The sequence below is a fragment of the Pseudomonas sp. UBA6562 genome (assembly GCF_002434265.1).
Classification (GTDB): domain Bacteria; phylum Pseudomonadota; class Gammaproteobacteria; order Pseudomonadales; family Pseudomonadaceae; genus Aquipseudomonas.
On record NZ_DJJS01000006.1, the window covers coordinates 151,791 to 168,652 of the forward strand.

Below are 16,862 nucleotides of genomic sequence, written 5' to 3' on the forward strand. Positions count from 1 at the left end.
AGCGGTCAGCCCAGCGAGCGGGCGCCCACCGGCTGCGCATGGCCGCGCGTGGTGACGATGCCGAGGAACGAGATCACGATCGCCAGGCCCAGGGTGGCGCTGACTTCGGCGCGGTGCGCTTCGGTGAACATCATCACCGCCAGGGCCAGGCTGATGAATACGATCACGCCCCAGGTCAGGTAGGGGAACAGCCACATGCGGAACTTGAGTTCGGTGTTCTCGCGCTCCAGGCGACGGCGCATGCGCAGTTGCGAGATGGCGATGACCAGGTACACCAGCAGCGCGATGGCCCCGGAACTTGCCAGCAGAAACTCGAACACGCCCTTGGGGGCGAAGTAGTTCAGCACGGCGATACCGGCGCCGATCAAGGTGCTGCCGAACACGGCGGCATAGGGCACGCCGACCTTGTTGGTGCGTTTGAGCACCGCCGGCGCGTCGCCGCGCTTGGCCAGCGAGTACATCATCCGCGAGGCGATGTAGATCGAGGAGTTCATGCAACTGGTGACCGCCACCAGCACCACCAGGTCGACCATGAAGGCGGCATTGGGGATATTCATGATCTCCAGTGCGCGCTGGTAGGAACCCACCACCGCCAGCTGCGGATCGTTCCACGGCACCACCGAGATGATCACGAAGATCGACAGGATGTAGAAAGTGCTGATGCGCCAGATCACCGAGCGGGTGGCCTTGGCGATGTTGCGCGACGGGTCGCTCGACTCGGAGGCGGCGATGGTCACCGCTTCCGTGCCGATGAAGCTGAACATCACGGTGATGAACGCGCCGATCACCGCCGACCAGCCGTTGGGGGCGAAGCCGCCGTGTTCGGCCACCAGGGTGCTCAGGCCGCTGACTTCGCGCTCGGGCAACCAGCCCATGAGGGCGGCGGCGCCTACGCCGATGAAGCAGAGGATGGCGGTGACCTTGAGGATGGCGAACCAGAACTCGAACTCGCCGTATTTCGCCACGCTGAACAGGTTGGTGCCGGCCAGCAGCAGCACCGAGGCCAGGGCGAAGATCCAGCTGTCGATGTGCGGGAACCAGGCGTTGAGCACATGCCCCGCGGCCAGGGCTTCGATAGGGATCACCAGCACCCAGAACCACCAGTACAGCCAGCCGATGGTGTAGCCGGCCCAGCGGCCGATGGCCTGGTCGGCGTAGGTGGAGAACGAGCCAGTGTCGGGGTGGGCCACGGCCATTTCGCCGAGCATGCGCATGACCAGCACCACCAGGGTCCCGGCCACGAAGTAAGAAATTATGGTGGCCGGACCGGCCGCCGCGATGGCGTGGCCGGAACCCACGAACAGTCCGGCGCCGATGATGCCCGCGATGGAGAGCATCGTTACGTGACGTGGCTTGAACCCTTGCGCAAGGGCATTACCATCAGATCCCACGGTGTTCATTGATATTGTTCTCTTTTTGCTGACACAGGAAAGGACGGGCAGGCGTAGGCGAACGAGGCTCCTTGGTCGGAGGGTGGATAACGGGGCACGCACGGGATTTTGTTGAGGTTCTAGCCCGTGGATCGGGGTGCCGCGTGGCGGATGACGGTGCCCATTTAAGCCCCGTGAGGCTGTGGGAATTTATGCGAGAACGCCTTGGGAGTGCGTGATTACGACGACGGATGTCCGTTCGCGTCACATGGCGTGATTGGCATGTCTGTTTGCGTCATGGGGGGCGATGTGGGGATTGCGGGTGTAGGGCGATTCGTTGGCTGAGCGATTAGGTGCACGGGTTGGGCCACGACCGGGCAGCTACTTGGTCGGTTACTTGATCGGTTACTTGTACGGTCACGGGTCTGGCAGACGTTTGAAAGCTGCTGGTGCTGACCTATGCAACGCGTCCAGTGCAAGGCTTGGAGCGACGCAGCTGCGCTATTGCCGATCTTGTCAGACACTGACGGCCGGGGCGATGCGGATTTATCTTACGAGAGTTGTAGGCTTTTCTACTTTCAGCTGTAGGACAGAGTGAATAATTTCCCCAGCTTATTCACCAGGCGGTGGAATGTGGGCATTCGGCGTACCAAAGCATTGAATGCAAGGTGCCCGTTGGACAGCTCGCAACGTTCACCGGCCTTCGTCCCGCTGGCGGCCCTCTGCACACTTTTCGGTAGCGGGCTGCCTGACAGTTGATCGCCAAGCTGATGGACCCTGCCATGAAAAAAGCTGCCCCTGCCACTCTGATCAATGCCCCTCACTTTTCCATCCACAGCGGACTCACCTGTGAAGATGCCCTCGCGTACGCCCAGCAACTGCTGCAAGGCATCGAAGACTCGCTCGACGAATACCGCACGACCAATGCCGATACGCCGGAGATGCACAACGTGCTCAGCGCCGTGCGCGCTGCGCGTACGGGGCAGACGTTGTTGGCGCATGTGATGGGGCGGGGGGTGGGGGAGGAAGGTCGGCCTTAGATAACGAATTAGGGCTGGGTTTCGGAATTCTTCAGGCACTGGCTTTCAATTCGCAGCCGATAGCGCCTGTCGGACATTTCCGAAATTTAACCGAATGCTTCAGCTTGATCTCTAGAGCGACTTATCCTACACACGCTGCAGCCGTTTCGACGTTGTTGATCCGAGGCAAGGGGGCTAATTTCCCCGGGTCGTCTACCTGACGATCGGGTGTGAGAGCCCAGCGAAATTTCGGAGCGCTGTCATGGCAGCCGTTCGTGGGCAGACTTCGGTCTGGCCGGAATTCCGATGTTCGCCGGTCTCTCACCCTGCGAACGGCTGCCACCCATTTCTGTGAGAGGAACTGTCTGGCAGACACCACTGCGAACACGGAGCCTTGCCATGAAAAAACCAGTCCCCGACCCACCCAGCAAAATCATCCATACCCCCTACCTCGCCGTCCACGCCGACCTCAGCCCACAAGACGCCCTCACCTACGCAGAGCAATTGCTGCACGCCATCGAAGCTTCCCTCGACGAATACTGTATGGCCAATGCTGGCGCGCCGGAGCTGGGCCTGTTGATCGGCGCGGCCCATGCCGCACGGAGTGGCCAGGCATTACTGACGCATGCGCTGGGGCGATACCCTGTCAAACCCTGAGGTGGCTGGTCGAGGCGAGCATAGGTTCCACATTCGCCACTACCTAGGTGTCAGAAGAGGCCCGGAAACGGAATCATCTGGGCGTATCCCGGCCAAGAAGACCGCGTACTTCGCGGGCACGTCCGAAGGCCGACCACTTGACCTAGTCGTACTGTGCTCCGAACCGGGTGCCCAGTCGTATATACGACAGCCTATCGAGGTGCCCGTATAAAGTGACTCATCGCACCGAGGTCTGCTCTCGGTCCTTGCTCTCGGGCGTTGGTCGGAATAGGAATTGCACCCGTTACTGCACCGTTTTCTGGGGTTGAGGGATCGAACCGACCGCGAACGGTATCGTTTGCCAACGGAGTTCTAAGGGTTGGTGATAAATCAGCTCGGACTCTATCCGTTGCCCAGGCTTGGCCTACGGTCACGTTTAGCGCGTTGGACTCGGCTATCGCTGCGGCCCAGGCTCGACCCCGATCAACTAGTAGTCTCCGCTCTATGGGTTGGGTTCGTGCTTGGGGTTGGGTTCGTGCTTGGGGTTGGGGTTGGGGTTGGGGTTGGGGTTGGGGTTGGGGTCGGGTGATACGTCTGGATTTGGCAAGCAGGGCTGAAGCTGCTGGATTACGCCTCAAATCCGCATGCCCGCTTGGATCTAAACCTGTCACAGGATTACCGGTGCAATACGCGTAACTATTCACTCCGCCCGCACCAAAAGGGCTCCAGCTGTCCGGCGCGACGAACCGCATCAAAGCAGGACTGAAACCTCGATAACCATTGCCCAACAAGTACACACCGGTGCAACGATCCAGACGTTGACCATTGAAGTTCACTACCGACGCGCGGCGGGCTCCAGCTTCTTGAAACCCATATGGAGTGTAGGACTGCAGCGTCAAAGGCTTCATCTCGAGCCTCCTGAATGTAAAGCCTGCAGCGTCGGCGGTTTCCAAACGGCCGGCAACTGACAATATTGCCAGTTGCCGGCCGTGGCTGAGCGGCCAGGCGGGTGCGGCCGCTTGCCCGCTCCGCGCGGGTCAGTTGGACATCTTATAGGGCAGAGTCCGACGCGCGATCCTTGGGGTATTGAGACGCCTTACGCCTGGGGCTCCGTCGTCGGCGACTCATTCTTCAACAACACCATGCTCTGCGGCGACGACAGCGCAATGCCCTCCTCCCGCAACGTATTGAGAATGCTGAACAGCAGATCGCTGCGCGCCCCACCCACCTGTCGCGGGCCGGCCACGTAGCCGCTGGCCGCGAGGACCATGCCGGTGGCGGTGATGTCCTTGAAGGTCACCGACGGCGCCGGGGCGTCGAGGATGCCTTCGTGGGCCTGGTAGGCCGCCAGCAGCAGTTCGCGCACGCGGGTGGCGTCGGTGTCCAGCGGCAGGGTCAGGGTAATGCCGACCACGCCCAGGGCGTTGGCCATGGTCACGTTGCGCACGTTCTGCGAGATGAACTGCGAGTTGGGCACGATCACCGTGGAGCGGTCGGACATCTGGATCTCGGTGGCGCGCACGTTGATGCGGCGGATGTCGCCCTCGACCCCGGCCAGGCTCACCCAGTCGCCGACCTTGACCGGCCGTTCGGTGAGCAGGATCAAGCCGGAGATGAAGTTCTGCACGATCTGCTGCAAGCCGAAACCGATACCCACCGACAGCGCGCTGACCACCCAGGTCAGGCTGGTGAGGTTGATGTGCAGGGTCGACATCACCACCGAGGCGAGGAACAGAAAGCCGATGTAGCCCACCAGCGTCACCAGGGACGCGCGCATGCCGGCGTCCATTTCGGTGTCAGGCAGCAGCCGCTCGCCCAGCCAGCGCTTGAGCACGCGGATGGCGAACAGGCCGGCGAAGAAGATCGCCACCGCAAGGAAGATGTCTTGCGGCACCAGGTTGAGGTTGCCCAGCACCTTGCCGCCGTTGCCGTCCCAGTCGCCCAGGCTCAGCAGCAATTCGCCGGGGCTGGTGCCCGACGGCAGGAAGGCGAACATCACCGCGACGAACAGCATCAGCGTGCGCCCGACCCCGGCCAGGATGGTGCTGGCCTGGGCTTGGTGGCGCTGGTGCAGGCCCAGGGCCGAGGCCAGTGCCAGGCCGCCCGGTTGGCGCGGCGACAGCAAGGCTTCGCAGAGGTCGCCGAACACCGTGATCATCAGGTAGGCGCAGGTGGCGACCACGCTGATCCACAGCAGCTTGGCGGTGAGGAAGTACGACAGGGTGAGGAAACCGGTGAGCAGCGCGACGAACATCGCCGCTACCCACACCGACATCACGAACGGGATCAGCCCGGCCAGGCCCGTCGGGCGCGGCAGGTTGTGCTGCCGACGGGTGCGGCGGTAGCAGACCAGGGCGGCGATGAACAGGATCGACACCACCAGCGCGGTCAGGCCGTTGGTGGCCAGGGTCAGCGCCAGGCTGGTGCCGATCACGCTGTTGATGCGCTCCACGGTCAGCAGCAGCATCAAGGCCAGGGCCAGCACCTGCGGGAACCAGCCCAGGGCGCTGGCAACCTGGTCGGGGATCGGTGGCAGGCGCCAGGACGGGCGTTGCAGCATCAGCATGGCGCGGCCGAGGCCGGCGACGAAGGCGCTGAACACCACCAGGGTGAGGATGTGGTTGGTGACGCTGGCCAAGTCGCTGCTCAGTTCCGCACTGCTTTCCAGCCCCCAGCGCACCAGCGACACGGCGCCGCCGATGGTGCTCAGGGTGGCCAGGGCCACGCCCAGGGCCAGGGCGCTGCGGCGCAGGCGACCCTCGGGCAGCCAGCGCACCACCAAGTAACCCAGGAAACGCTCGAGCAGGCCGCGACCTACCGTCCAGAGCGCCAGGGCGGCCAGGAAGCTGGAAATGAACAACCAGCGGTGCTCGGCGCTGAAGGCGCTGGCCACGGCGTCGGCGGCGTCGCTGCGCAAGCCGTCCAGGCGCGCCATGTCTTCGTCGGTGGGGCGCACCAGGGTCGACCAGAACGCCGGGCTCAGCGGGCTGGCCGCGCGGCTGCTGATCTGCGAGTTGAACAGGCTGCGGCGCAGGTTGACGATCTGCGTGGAGAGGTCGCGGGCCGATTGGGCCAGCTCGGTGGCCTGCTTCTGCTCGGTTTGCAGCGACTTCTGCTGGGCGGTGAGTTGGCGCCGCTGCTGCTTGAGGCTGTCGGCCTCGTCGGCCTGGGCCGGGCCGACCACGCTGAGCTGGTCGACCACCCGCTGCACGTCGGTGGTGCGCTGGGTGGCGAGGTCGGCAGCTTGGCGCTGCACCTGCAAGGCCGCCTGACGCAATTGCGCGAGCAGGTCGTCGTTGGCGTTGCTGGTCACGCCCTGACGGATCTGGTCGAGCCGGGCATTGAGCTGGTCGAGGTTGGCGTTCTCGTCGAGCGTCTGCTGCTCGACGGCGGCCAGGCTTGGCGCGGGGTCGTCGGTGGCCGACCAGGCGGGCGTGGCAACCCACAACAACAGGGCCAGCAGGCCGATGCAGAAACGGTCAAGGCGGGTGCGCCTCATGGGGGTGTCCTCTTTACTACGTGGTGAAAGGGGGTCGCTCGCGTCCGTGCCTCATTTCTTCTTGCGTGGACCACCGTTGAAACTCGGCGCCTTGCGTACGGGCTTGAGGTCGGGGGCGGCGTCAGCGCCACTGTCCATCCACTTGCCCAGGCCGCGTTTGGCGGCGCCCTCTTTCGGCTTCTTGGGCTTTTTCGGCTTCTTGATCACCTGGCCGCTGGCATCGGTCTGCGGCACGCGGTGGTCGGGGATGAAGTCCGGTTCGTCGCGGCGCTGCAAAGTCTGGCGGATCAGGGTTTCGATGGCGGCCAGCAGTTGTACTTCGTCTGCACACACCAGCGAGATGGCCTCGCCCGTATTGCCCGCGCGGCCGGTGCGGCCGATGCGGTGCACGTAGTCTTCGGCGACGATCGGCAGGTCGAGGTTGACCACCAGCGGCAGGTCGTCGATGTCCAGCCCGCGTGCCGCCACGTCGGTGGCGACCAGCACCTGGATCTCGCGCTGCTTGAAGCTGTCCAGGGCGCGCTGACGGGTGGCCTGTGGGCGGTCGCCGTGGATGCCGTCTGCCTTGAGGCCCTCGGCCTGCAAGCGCTCGACCAGTTGGTCGACGCCGTTGCGGGTCTTGGCGAACACCAGCACCTGCCCCCAACCCTGCTTGCGCAGCAAGTGGCAGAACAGGTCGGCCTTGCGCTTCTTGTCGACCGTCACCAGCCACTGCTTGACGGTGCTGGCGGTGGCGTTGCGCGGGCTGACTTCGATGCTCAGCGGGTCGTGCAGCGCCAGGCCGGCGAGCAAGCGGATCTGTTCGGAGAAGGTGGCGGAGAACAGCAGCGTCTGGCGCTTGCGCGGCAAGGCGGCGTACACCGCACGCAGCTCTTCGGCGAAGCCCAGGTCGAGCATGCGGTCGGCTTCGTCGAGCACCAGGGTCTGCACCTGGTTGAACTTGATTGCGTTCTGCCGGAACAGGTCGAGCAGCCGGCCGGGGGTGGCCACCAGCAGGTCGACGCCACGGCGCAGGCGCATCATCTGCGGGTTGATGCTGACCCCGCCGTACACCGCGTAGGTGCTGACCGGCAGGTGCTCGGCGTAGGCGCGCAGGTTTTCGTGCACCTGCTCGGCCAGCTCGCGGGTGGGCACCAGCACCAGGGCGCGGATGCTGTTGCTGGCGACCTTCTCCCCTTCCAGGGTCAGGCGTTGCAAGACCGGCAGGCCGAAGCCTGCGGTCTTGCCGGTGCCGGTCTGCGCCGCGGCCATCAGGTCGCGGCCGGCCAGCACGGCGGGAATGGCCTGGGCCTGGACCGGGGTGGGAGTGGTGTAGCCCAGTTCCTGCAAGACACGCAGCAAGGGTTCGATCAGGCCGAGGGTGGCGAAAGTCATGGCAATACCGTCAGGGGTTCAGCGAAGGCGGCGAGTTTACCGCAACGCCCTGCCCTACTTGCACATTTTGCCGGCCAGCGGTGCGGCCTCGGGCGGCGGCGTCCTGCGCCACTGCGGTACGCCGATCAGCACCACCGCGCCGATGATCACCGCCATGGCCAGGCATTCCTCGGCGCCGATCCGCTCGCCGGCGAAGAGGATGCCCAGCAACACCGCGACTGCCGGGTTGACGTAGGCGTAGCTGGTGGCTGCGGCTGGGCGCACGTGCTTGAGCAGGTACATGTAAGCGCTGAAGGCGAGGATCGAACCGAACAGCACCAGATAGGCCAACGCGCCCCAGCCGGCGGCAGTGGGCAGGTGCGTCATGCGCTCGCCGCTCAGCACACTGCCGACCAGCAGGATGGCGCCACCCAGCAGCATTTCGCAGGCGGCGGCCATGGCCCCCTGCGGCAGCGGCAGGCGCTTGCTCCACACCGAGCCGAAGGCCCAGGCGGCGGCCGCGAACAGGATCAGCAACGCGCCCAGGGGGCTGGCTTGCAGGTTGGAGCCGAGGTTGAGCAGGCCGATGCCCACCAGCCCCAGCAGGATACCGGCCCACTCCAACCGCGAATTGCGCTGGCCGAACCACAGCCCGAACAGCAAGGTGAACAGCGGCACCGTGGCGATCGCCAGTGCCGCCACCCCGGAGGCCACGCCGGCATGCTCGGCCAAGGTCACGCCACCGTTGCCGCAACTGAGCAGCAGAAAGCCGATGGCCCCCGCGGCCCGCCACTGCGGCCACGTCGGATTGGCCACCCCACGCCAGCGCAGAAACCCGTAGAGCAAGGCCCCGGCGACCACGAAACGCACCCCGGCCATGAGCAGCGGCGGCCAGGATTCGACGCCGATGCGGATCATCAGGTAGGTGGAGCCCCAGACCAGGTACAGGGCGAGGAATGCGCCGATCAATAGCAAGGGGAAACGACGGGGGGCAGGCATGGTGGCAGCTCGAAGTCCATTCGGGGCGTTCGAGTCTACGACTTGCTCTGGGAAATTCTTAGTAACAATTGCCGACGAAGTGGCCCGTACACCTTGGCGCTTGGATCGCTGCTTGTCAGTTGCAGGTTTCAAGAGCGACCAAGCCAACACTCATCATTCGGCAAGGTGAGGTACGCACTGGCTCAACCGTACAGCGCCTAAGCCAAGGACGGCTGAGCGGTCTGCGGCCAGCCAACCTGCTGCCCTGGTACCCAGCGACTGCGTATCGAACGCCCAAGCCGTGTTCAATGCCGCAACAACAACCGTCCCTCGATCGGCTGAAAGCGGCTCGCGGCCCGAATCAACGACATCGCCGTCAACCCTGGCACGCCATACACCACCGCCTCCACGCCATGCCGCTGGATCACCCGGTCCAGCAGCAAATCGAAGTCGCCGTCGCCCGAGGCCAGCACCACCTGGTCGACCCGGCTAGCGGCATCGACCACATCCAACGTGATGCCCACGTCCCAATCGCCCTTGGCCGAGCCGTCGCTGCGCTGGATGTAGGGTTTGAGGCGGACCTGGAACCCCAGGTTGCGCAGGATCTGCTGGAACTGCTGCTGCTTGGCGTCGCCGCGGTCGATGGCGTAGGCCACCGCTTCGACGATCTCGCCCTCGCGGCTGAGCTCGGCCCAGAGCGCGGCGTAGTTGAAGTGGCAGCCGTGGGCCTGGCGCACGGTGTAGTAGAGGTTCTGCACATCGGCGAACAGCGCGATCTTCTTCACCTGGGGGCTCCTGGGGCGGGGGCTGCGGTCGCCGGGGCTGGGCGACCTGTGGCGGCTTGCGCTGTGGGTCGCCCGACCTTACCGGCTCGTGGGGCAGCCTTGGCACGAATCGAACGGGCGCCAAGCGCCCGCAAACGGCCAGGGAGTATGCCAGACCTGTCAGATGAACGAGTCGTCGTCGGCGAAACCGCCGCCGTCGTCGCTGCCGTAGTCGGCGTCGGCAAAGCCGTCGTTGCCTTGGTCGTAGCCGCCTTGGTCGGCCACCTGCTGCTGGCCGCCCGAGTCCTGCCAGCCGCCACCATCGCTGGCCGGCGCGGGCTGCTCTTCGATCACCTCGACCACGTCCTGCGGCTGCGAGCCATGGCCGAACAGGCTGCTGATGCCCTGCGCCAGCAGCACTCCACCGGCCACGCCGGCGGCGGTCTGCATGGCGCCGCCGAGGAAGCTGCCCGCAGCGCCACGGGCCGGAGCGGCGTTACCGGCGGGGGCCGGGTTGGCATAGGGTTGCGCCGGGGCGCTGCCGGGCACCGGTTCGCGCCAGCCGCCAGCGCCCACGGGCGGACTGTTGGGACGGGACTGCGCCGGAGGGTTGCCAGGTTTGGTACTGCCCCCGAACAAGCTGGACAGGAAACCGCCGCCGCCACTGCCACTCTCGCTAGCTGGGCCGGACTGCGCGCGGGCCTGGCGCAGGTCGGCTTCGAGCTGCTTGTTCTGTTCGTCCAAGCGCTTGAGCGCCGCTTCCTGGACCAGGATCGCCTGGGCCATGTAATAGGCGGCGGCCGGTTGCCGGCGCAGGTGCTCTTCGATACGCGCCTGGGCCTGGGCGTCGCGCGGCTCGGCGGCCGCTTCGGCCTGGCGCAGACGGTCGAACAGACCGTCGATCAGGCGTTGTTCTTCACTGTTCATCTGGGCTACCTCACAGAAACTGAGTGGGCTGTCGGACCCGCTCAAGGTGGGGGGTAATGCCCACCGGTTCAATCGCCCGGCCGATGAAACTTTCTTCAGCCGCCGGCCCCGGTGGGCTAAAGTGGCGCCTGCTTTCGGCCATGCGATATCGACTGATGAAACCCTTCACCGTTCTGCGCGATTCCCTGTATTTCTTCCGCCTGCACCTGCTCGGCATCGCCAAGCTGTGCCTGCCGGTGGTGTTTCTCGAAGCCCTGTGCACGCACCTGGTGCTGCAACAGTTGGGCGAAAACGCCGGCTACGGCTACGGCATGCTGGTGAGCCTGCTGTTCTACCCGCTGTACACCGCCGGGCTGATCCTCTACCTCGACACCCGCAGCCAGGGTCAGGAAATCGCCCTGCGCAACCTGTTCGCCCGCGCCGTGCACCTGTGGCCGCAGATGGCGCTGCTGGTGCTGCTCGGCTCGTTGCTGATCATGGCGGGGCTGACGCTGTTCATCCTGCCGGGCGTGTGGATCATGCTCAAACTGGCTTTCGCCGATTTCCTCGTGGTGCTGCGCGGGCGGCCGGTGCTGCAAGCGATGCGCGACAGCGCCAACCTGACCAGCGGGCATTTGCTGACGATCCTGATCTGCATGCTCTCGGTGCTGGCGCCGCTGTGGTTGATCGACGGCTTGCTGCTGATGGCGTTTCCCGATGCGCAGGCTGGGGTGATGATCGCGATCGACAGTGTGGGTGGGTTCTTGCAGTTGTTCAGCACGGTGGTGCTGTTTCGGTTGTTCATGTTGCGCGAGGCGCAGTTGCCGGCGTAACGGTTCGTCGACAGGGCCGGCTCCACCACCCAGCTACGACGCCGGCCTGCCGTTTACACGCTTTTCTCGGCTTCCATCGTACCTGCGGCTGGGCAAGCTGCGTTCAATTCCATCATCTGTCTACCAAGCTGGTCGCCCTGACCGAATCCTCTGAACCCTCAATCGACCTCGAGCCGACCCAAAGAATCTAACGAACGTTAGGCAGACTGTTGACGTGACGGGGATCCACAGCTAATGTCAACCTAACTAACGTTAGCCAGATATCTAGCCCACCCCTGAAGAGGATGCCCCATGACCACTAAACTCCAGCTTTTCACGTCTCCGTCGGCCTTCCCTAATCCACAGCGTCTGCGCCTGTTCATGCACGAAAAAGGCATCGCTCATCTGTTCGACGAGACTATCTACGACATGTCTCCGAAGGGCGAGCAGCGTGGCTGGCGTCACCTGAATATGAATCCGTGGGGCGAGACGCCTACGCTGCAACTGGAAGATGGGAGCTTCATTTCTGAGACTGCCGCCATCGTTCGCTATCTCGACCAACTCCATCCCGGCCGCAAGATCATGGGCGAGAGCGCGCTGGAGCAAGGGCTCGATAACATGTGGGACAACCGAGTTTGGGTACACATCCTGTACCGCATCGTCACCGCATTTCATGTGCTTCACACCGGGCTGGGGTTCAAGCTCGAACTGACCAGAAACGAGGCCTGGGGCGAGCATTGCCGCAAGGAAGCATTAACCCATGCGGCGCTGGTCAACCGTCATCTGGCCGACGGACGCGAATGGCTGCTGGGGGGGGAAGCTCCAACTTTCTCTGACATAACCCTGGCCACCGCCATCGCCTTTTCCAAGTTCCCGGTCAACGCGACCCCGCTGGACGAGCGTTTCGAGTTCTTGGACGCCTACTGGAAGCGCTGGCAAAAACGTCCTAGCTTCCAGGCTGCCTACGCAGATCGCAACAGTGGCATTCCGGAACTGGATTCGCCTGTCGAATAACGGTTTGGTGCGGCTTTGCGCAACCGTCGGGATCGCTGCCCCATGGCGTTCCTGACGGCACCGCGTTGGCATCTACCTAACCAACGGTAGGCTTTTGAGATAGCATTGCTGCAAAATCCTCCAGACATCGTCCCCATGGCAAAGACATCACAATGAGTAGCAATGCCCGAGAAACCATCCTGTTGGCCGCTACCAAAATTGCCCAATCACAGGGCTACAACGGCTTGAACTTTCGCGACCTTGCCAAAGCTGTCGGGATCAAAGCGGCGAGCATCTACTATCACTTCCCCAGCAAAGCCGATCTGGGCGTAGAGGTTGCCAGGCGCTATTGGCAGGATGGCGCAGCGGCACTGGAGACGATCTCTGCAGAAGACCCGAACCCGATGGACGCCCTGCGTCGCTTTCCCGAGATTTTTCGTCGATCGCTCGAAGCTGATAATCGCCTCTGCCTCGCCAGCTTCGTGGGCGCCGAGACTGACAATCTTCCAAGCGAAATGACCAAGGAAATTCAGGCGTTTGCGGACGTCAATATCGCCTGGATAGCCAAGCTTCTTACGACCGCTGGAGTGTGCAGTCCGCAAGACGCGCAGACACGGGCATGCGCCATATTTGCAGCCGTCGCCGGCGCTCAACTCATTGCCAGGAGTCGGTCAGACATCTCACTGTTCGATACCTTGATAAATGCATACCGCGTGTCAGGGCCGTTGGTTGCCTAAGGGAGCTGACTGAGCGTCTGTCTCATGAAGACGTAAGCCAGCAGTGACACGCTAGATGTTGCCGAGTGTTGGCGCGGACACAGAACCGACCTAGGGTTTGTCTGAAAAGTCGCTTTGGCTAAAATGACCCACTCTGGTTGCTAGAAGGGCTATGGCATGCAGCCGATCATTCCTTTGCGCAATATGCATCGCAAACCTCGACCGGGCCTGCCCCGGCCGTTCGACAGGCCGCAGTCTAAAAAGCGCAACGTGATCGAACGCGTTCAGTTGGCTCAAGGAAAAACGTCGGATCTGCACCCGATACGACAAGCTGACGAGTAGCTTCAACGCCATGGTCACGCTGGCTTGCATCGAGAAGTGCTTGCGGGCTGACTGTTCAGACAAACCCTAGATCCCAGGCCTGTCACCAAGCAGTAACTACTGCTTGCCCCCTGGCCACTTTCAAAAACGTGCAGCGCCTGCTTGGCCGCCCCACATACAAATACCCATCCAGGAACGGGACTACCAGATCAAACCAGGACAGTATCAACTGATGGCAGAAGAAGCATTCGCTACAGCACCCATCAGATCAACAGGACACCCACCCAGCATCGCGGCCATGAGGAAACAGGGACATTGAATCCCCACATAATTCAATGCATACGGACAACGTTATTGTAAGGATCTCGATATTAAAATGACGCGCATAAAGATAATTGACACCGAGGGAAATCAAGTGAAATTTTCCTGTCCACTCGGCACAGGGTGGGCTAAGTGGGGTGTTGAATCGCCGGTAATAGGTGCTTGCTATGACGTTGAATGGGATGTGGATGACGATTTTGAGTGGGGAATAAATATACAGGATGCGTTGGAGGCTACCTCCGCCATCGAGACGGTGGGCAGCACCCTATTTTTTGTTGCTCAGGCTTTAACTTACGAAAGCGACAGGATATTAACGATCTCCCTAGGCGGCGACGTAATATTTCTCAATGTAAGCTCTGCACCAAGCACAAGTAGACACGTTTGCTTTTTCACAAGCACGGACAATGTAACCTTGTACCCTGTTGAGCTTTGATATAGCCCTACGTAGGCTATTAACACCGCTGTCTTGAGGCAATGAGGACTCATCACTGAATCGCCCCTCGTTTCGTAGACACCTGTCGAGAGGAAGGGAGTCGCGGGATTTGACTACTTACGCCGTCAAATGACCTCGGTAAAGCTCAAGCCTAGTCACCCCTTCCTCGGCTTCGCCCGTGCCGTCGCCTCCGCCACCAACGGATCGTCCGGCCAGTAATGCTTCGGATACCGCCCCTTCAGATCCTTCTTCACCTCGGCATAGGTCGTGCGCCAGAAGTTGGCCAGGTCCTGCGTCACCTGCACCGGTCGGCGTGCCGGCGACAGCAGGTGCAGCTTGAGTACCTGGCGGCCGTTGGCGATGCGTGGGGTGTCGGCAAGGCCGAACAGTTCCTGCAAGCGCACCGCCAGTACCGGCGGCTGCTCACTGTAATCGATGCGGATGTTGGAGCCCGAAGGCACCGGCAAGGTCTGTGGCGCCTGGGCGTCGAGCTGTTGCGGCAAGGGCCAGGGCAGCAGGTTGCGCAGGATGCTGGACAGGTCGAGCTGGCCGAAATGGCTGAGCCGGCCGACGCGCTCCAGGTAAGGCGCCAGCCAGTGTTCCAGGGTAGCCAGCAGGGCAGCGTCGCTCAGGTCCGGCCAGGTGCGTGCCTCTTCCGGCTCCAGGCTGCGCAGCAGCGCCACGCGGGCCTGCCACTGGCGCAGTTCCGGGGTCCAGGGCAACAGCTCCAGGCCCTTGCGCCGCACGTAGTTGATCAGCGCCTGCACCCGTGTGGCGGTGTCGAGGTCGCGCAGCGGCTCGCTCGACAGCACCAGTTCGCCGACCTTGCGCTGGCGCTCGGCGCGCAGCACGCCTTCGCGCTCGTCCCACTCCAGCTCGTCGACCTGGCTGACCTGCTCGCTCAACACAGCGTCCAGCAACTGCGGATCGAAATCGGCCGCCAGGTAGATGCGCTCTTCACGCTGCCCCTGCCGGCTACCCAGGTCAGCGATCACCAGCCAAGGGTGTTTCATCAACGCGTCGGGGTTGGCGAACAGCGCGGCGCGGCCATTGGCCAGGCGGTACTCGCCGCCACCGGGCCGGCGTTGCTGGGCGATGCGGTCGGGGTAGGCGAAGGCCAGCAGCGCGCCGACCCAGCGCGGGTGCTGCGGGTCGGGCACTGGGGTGCCAGGCGTGCCGCGCAATTGGCTGCGGTACTGGCGCGCCAGTTGCCGGGCGCGCTGCACTCCGCCCTGCTCGCCGCGTTGCGCGCGCTGTTCGCCGCCGAGCAGGGCCAGGCGGCTGTGGATGTCCGCGCCCTCGGCGCCGCGTTGGATGTCGCGCTCGCCGAGCAGCGCGGCCAGGTCGCAGGCCAGGGCGCTCAGGCCCAGATGCTGGCCGCGCAGCAGTAGATGGGCGATGCGCGGGTGGGCCGGCAGGTGCGCCATGTCCTGACCATGGCGGGTCAGGCCGCCGCCGGCCTTCAGCGCGCCGAGGCGCCGCAGCAGGTCGCGGGCCTGGGCGAAGGCGGCGGCCGGGGGGGCGTCGAGCCAGCGCAGGTCGTCGGGCCGCACGCCCCAGCGCGCCAGCTGAAGGGCGAGCCCCGCGAGGTCGGCCTGGTGGATTTCCGGCGCGGCATAGGCGGCCAGTTGTTCGTGTTGCGCTTCGGACCACAGCCGGTAGCACACCCCCGGCTCCAGGCGCCCGGCGCGGCCGGCGCGCTGGGTGGCGCTGGCCTTGGCGATGCGCTGGGTCAGCAGGCGGGTCATGCCGCTGCGCGGGTCGAAGCACGGCACCCGCTCCAGGCCGGCGTCGACCACCACGCGCACGCCTTCGATGGTGATGCTGGTTTCGGCGATGTTGGTCGCCAGCACCACTTTGCGCACGCCCGCGGGCGCCGGTTCGATGGCAGCGCGCTGGGCGGCGAGGTCCAGTTCGCCGTGCAGCGGGCACAGCAGGATGTCGGCGCGCTCGCCCAAGGCTTCGGCCAGCCCTTGGTGGACGCGGCGGATTTCGGCCTGGCCCGGCAGGAACACCAGCACGCTGCCCGGCTGCTCGTCCAACGCCTGCAAACAGGTGGCGACTGCGCGCGGTTCGATGAACTCGCCGCTCTGGAACGGCGCGCCCCAGCGGGTCTGCACTGGGAACATGCGGCCCTGGCTGGTGACGATGGGCGCGTCGTCGAGCAGGCGCGACAAGCGCTCGCCTTCGAGGGTGGCCGACATCAGCAGCACCTTGAGCGGCGGATCGTCGCGCAGCATCTCGCGGCCGTTGAGGGTCAGCGCCAGGGCCAGGTCGGCGTCGAGGTTGCGCAGGTGGAATTCGTCGAAGATCACCAGCCCCACGCCTTCGAGCGCCGGATCGTCCTGCAGGCGGCGGGCGAGGATGCCCTCGGTGACCACTTCGATGCGCGTGTCGGGGCCGACCTTGCTGTCGAGGCGGATGCGGTAGCCGACCGTCTGCCCGACCCGTTCGCCCAGTTCGCTGGCCAGGCGCTCGGCGGCGGCGCGGGCGGCCAGCCGGCGCGGTTCGAGCATGAGGATGCTCTGCCCGGCCAGCCATGGCTCGTGCAGCAGGGCCAGCGGCACACGGGTGGTCTTGCCAGCGCCGGGCGGCGCTTCGAGCACCACCTCGTGGCGGTCGGAGAGGGCTTGGCGCAGTGCCGGCAGTACGGCGTCGATGGGCAACGAAATCATGGTGGTCCTCGGGCGGGCCAGCGAGTATAACGGCCAACCAAGGCCTATGCCTGGGGTAAGGTTTTC

13 protein-coding genes and 2 pseudogenes are annotated in these 16,862 nt (G+C 64.2%); 7 read left to right on the forward strand and 8 right to left on the reverse strand.

Features of this window, described 5'->3' with window-relative positions; genetic code table 11:
* Positions 1 to 5: 5 nt before the first annotated feature.
* A complete protein-coding gene (gabP, locus tag B4M43_RS08235) occupies positions 6 to 1,400 on the reverse strand; it encodes a GABA permease (protein WP_296265945.1) in 1,395 nt (464 codons plus the stop codon).
* A 752-nt stretch (positions 1,401 to 2,152) separates the two neighbouring features.
* Between gabP and B4M43_RS08240 the strand changes: the two genes are divergently transcribed.
* Both B4M43_RS08240 and B4M43_RS08245 read left to right on the forward strand, forming a co-directional pair.
* Positions 2,153 to 2,410, forward strand: a complete 258-nt coding sequence (locus B4M43_RS08240; protein WP_296265946.1) for a hypothetical protein — start codon at positions 2,153 to 2,155, stop codon at positions 2,408 to 2,410.
* Between the two features lie 378 nt (positions 2,411 to 2,788).
* Positions 2,789 to 3,046 carry a hypothetical protein gene (locus tag B4M43_RS08245; protein WP_296265948.1) on the forward strand — a complete coding sequence of 86 codons (258 nt, stop codon included), beginning with the start codon at positions 2,789 to 2,791 and terminating at the stop codon, positions 3,044 to 3,046.
* A gap of 635 nt (positions 3,047 to 3,681) precedes the next feature.
* Here B4M43_RS08245 and B4M43_RS08250 read toward each other — a convergent pair.
* The 6 genes and pseudogenes from B4M43_RS08250 to B4M43_RS08275 form a co-directional block, all read right to left on the reverse strand.
* Positions 3,682 to 3,933: pseudogene (locus B4M43_RS08250) on the reverse strand (RHS repeat-associated core domain-containing protein); the annotation flags it as partial.
* Between the two features lie 188 nt (positions 3,934 to 4,121).
* Entirely contained in the window at positions 4,122 to 6,524 is a 2,403-nt protein-coding gene (locus B4M43_RS08255) for a DUF3772 domain-containing protein (protein ID WP_296265950.1), read from the reverse strand.
* A 51-nt stretch (positions 6,525 to 6,575) separates the two neighbouring features.
* Positions 6,576 to 7,898 carry a DEAD/DEAH box helicase gene (locus B4M43_RS08260; RefSeq protein WP_296265952.1) on the reverse strand — a complete coding sequence of 441 codons (1,323 nt, stop codon included), beginning with the start codon at positions 7,896 to 7,898 and terminating at the stop codon, positions 6,576 to 6,578.
* Between the two features lie 54 nt (positions 7,899 to 7,952).
* Positions 7,953 to 8,876 carry a drug/metabolite exporter YedA gene (gene yedA / locus B4M43_RS08265; protein WP_296265954.1) on the reverse strand — a complete coding sequence of 308 codons (924 nt, stop codon included), beginning with the start codon at positions 8,874 to 8,876 and terminating at the stop codon, positions 7,953 to 7,955.
* A gap of 284 nt (positions 8,877 to 9,160) precedes the next feature.
* Entirely contained in the window at positions 9,161 to 9,640 is a 480-nt protein-coding gene (locus B4M43_RS08270) for an NYN domain-containing protein (protein WP_296265956.1), read from the reverse strand.
* Positions 9,641 to 9,799: 159 nt separating this feature from the next.
* Complete coding sequence (locus B4M43_RS08275) at positions 9,800 to 10,546, reverse strand: DUF2076 domain-containing protein (protein ID WP_296265958.1); 747 nt, start codon at positions 10,544 to 10,546, stop codon at positions 9,800 to 9,802.
* Between the two features lie 155 nt (positions 10,547 to 10,701).
* Between B4M43_RS08275 and B4M43_RS08280 the strand changes: the two genes are divergently transcribed.
* The 5 genes and pseudogenes from B4M43_RS08280 (at position 10,702) to B4M43_RS08300 (ending at position 14,121) form a co-directional block, all read left to right on the forward strand.
* Positions 10,702 to 11,358, forward strand: coding sequence for a YciC family protein (locus B4M43_RS08280; protein WP_296265959.1), 657 nt, complete (start codon positions 10,702 to 10,704; stop codon positions 11,356 to 11,358).
* Between the two features lie 291 nt (positions 11,359 to 11,649).
* A complete protein-coding gene (locus B4M43_RS08285; RefSeq protein ID WP_296265960.1) occupies positions 11,650 to 12,351 on the forward strand; it encodes a glutathione S-transferase family protein in 702 nt (233 codons plus the stop codon).
* 152 nt (positions 12,352 to 12,503) lie between these two features.
* Complete coding sequence (locus tag B4M43_RS08290; RefSeq protein ID WP_296265961.1) at positions 12,504 to 13,067, forward strand: TetR/AcrR family transcriptional regulator; 564 nt, start codon at positions 12,504 to 12,506, stop codon at positions 13,065 to 13,067.
* A 150-nt stretch (positions 13,068 to 13,217) separates the two neighbouring features.
* A pseudogene (locus B4M43_RS08295) lies at positions 13,218 to 13,458 on the forward strand (transposase); the annotation flags it as partial.
* Between the two features lie 285 nt (positions 13,459 to 13,743).
* Positions 13,744 to 14,121 carry a hypothetical protein gene (locus tag B4M43_RS08300; protein WP_296265963.1) on the forward strand — a complete coding sequence of 126 codons (378 nt, stop codon included), beginning with the start codon at positions 13,744 to 13,746 and terminating at the stop codon, positions 14,119 to 14,121.
* A 155-nt stretch (positions 14,122 to 14,276) separates the two neighbouring features.
* On the opposite strand, the gene hrpB is transcribed toward B4M43_RS08300, so the two are convergent.
* Positions 14,277 to 16,796 (reverse strand): ATP-dependent helicase HrpB, encoded by a 2,520-nt coding sequence (gene hrpB, locus B4M43_RS08305; RefSeq protein ID WP_296265965.1) that lies wholly within the window; start codon positions 16,794 to 16,796, stop codon positions 14,277 to 14,279.
* Positions 16,797 to 16,862 lie beyond the last annotated feature (66 nt).

What these genes read in the sequence shown, in the direction of transcription:
- gabP (WP_296265945.1), bottom strand. Translation starts at nt 1,400, where the DNA reads ATGAACACCGTGGGATCTGATGGTAATGCCCTTGCGCAAGGGTTCAAG.
- B4M43_RS08240 (WP_296265946.1), top strand. Translation starts at nt 2,153, where the DNA reads ATGAAAAAAGCTGCCCCTGCCACTCTGATCAATGCCCCTCACTTTTCC.
- B4M43_RS08245 (WP_296265948.1), top strand. Translation starts at nt 2,789, where the DNA reads ATGAAAAAACCAGTCCCCGACCCACCCAGCAAAATCATCCATACCCCC.
- B4M43_RS08255 (WP_296265950.1), bottom strand. Translation starts at nt 6,524, where the DNA reads ATGAGGCGCACCCGCCTTGACCGTTTCTGCATCGGCCTGCTGGCCCTG.
- B4M43_RS08260 (WP_296265952.1), bottom strand. Translation starts at nt 7,898, where the DNA reads ATGACTTTCGCCACCCTCGGCCTGATCGAACCCTTGCTGCGTGTCTTG.
- yedA (WP_296265954.1), bottom strand. Translation starts at nt 8,876, where the DNA reads ATGCCTGCCCCCCGTCGTTTCCCCTTGCTATTGATCGGCGCATTCCTC.
- B4M43_RS08275 (WP_296265958.1), bottom strand. Translation starts at nt 10,546, where the DNA reads ATGAACAGTGAAGAACAACGCCTGATCGACGGTCTGTTCGACCGTCTG.
- B4M43_RS08280 (WP_296265959.1), top strand. Translation starts at nt 10,702, where the DNA reads ATGAAACCCTTCACCGTTCTGCGCGATTCCCTGTATTTCTTCCGCCTG.
- B4M43_RS08285 (WP_296265960.1), top strand. Translation starts at nt 11,650, where the DNA reads ATGACCACTAAACTCCAGCTTTTCACGTCTCCGTCGGCCTTCCCTAAT.
- B4M43_RS08290 (WP_296265961.1), top strand. Translation starts at nt 12,504, where the DNA reads ATGAGTAGCAATGCCCGAGAAACCATCCTGTTGGCCGCTACCAAAATT.
- B4M43_RS08300 (WP_296265963.1), top strand. Translation starts at nt 13,744, where the DNA reads ATGACGCGCATAAAGATAATTGACACCGAGGGAAATCAAGTGAAATTT.
- hrpB (WP_296265965.1), bottom strand. Translation starts at nt 16,796, where the DNA reads ATGATTTCGTTGCCCATCGACGCCGTACTGCCGGCACTGCGCCAAGCC.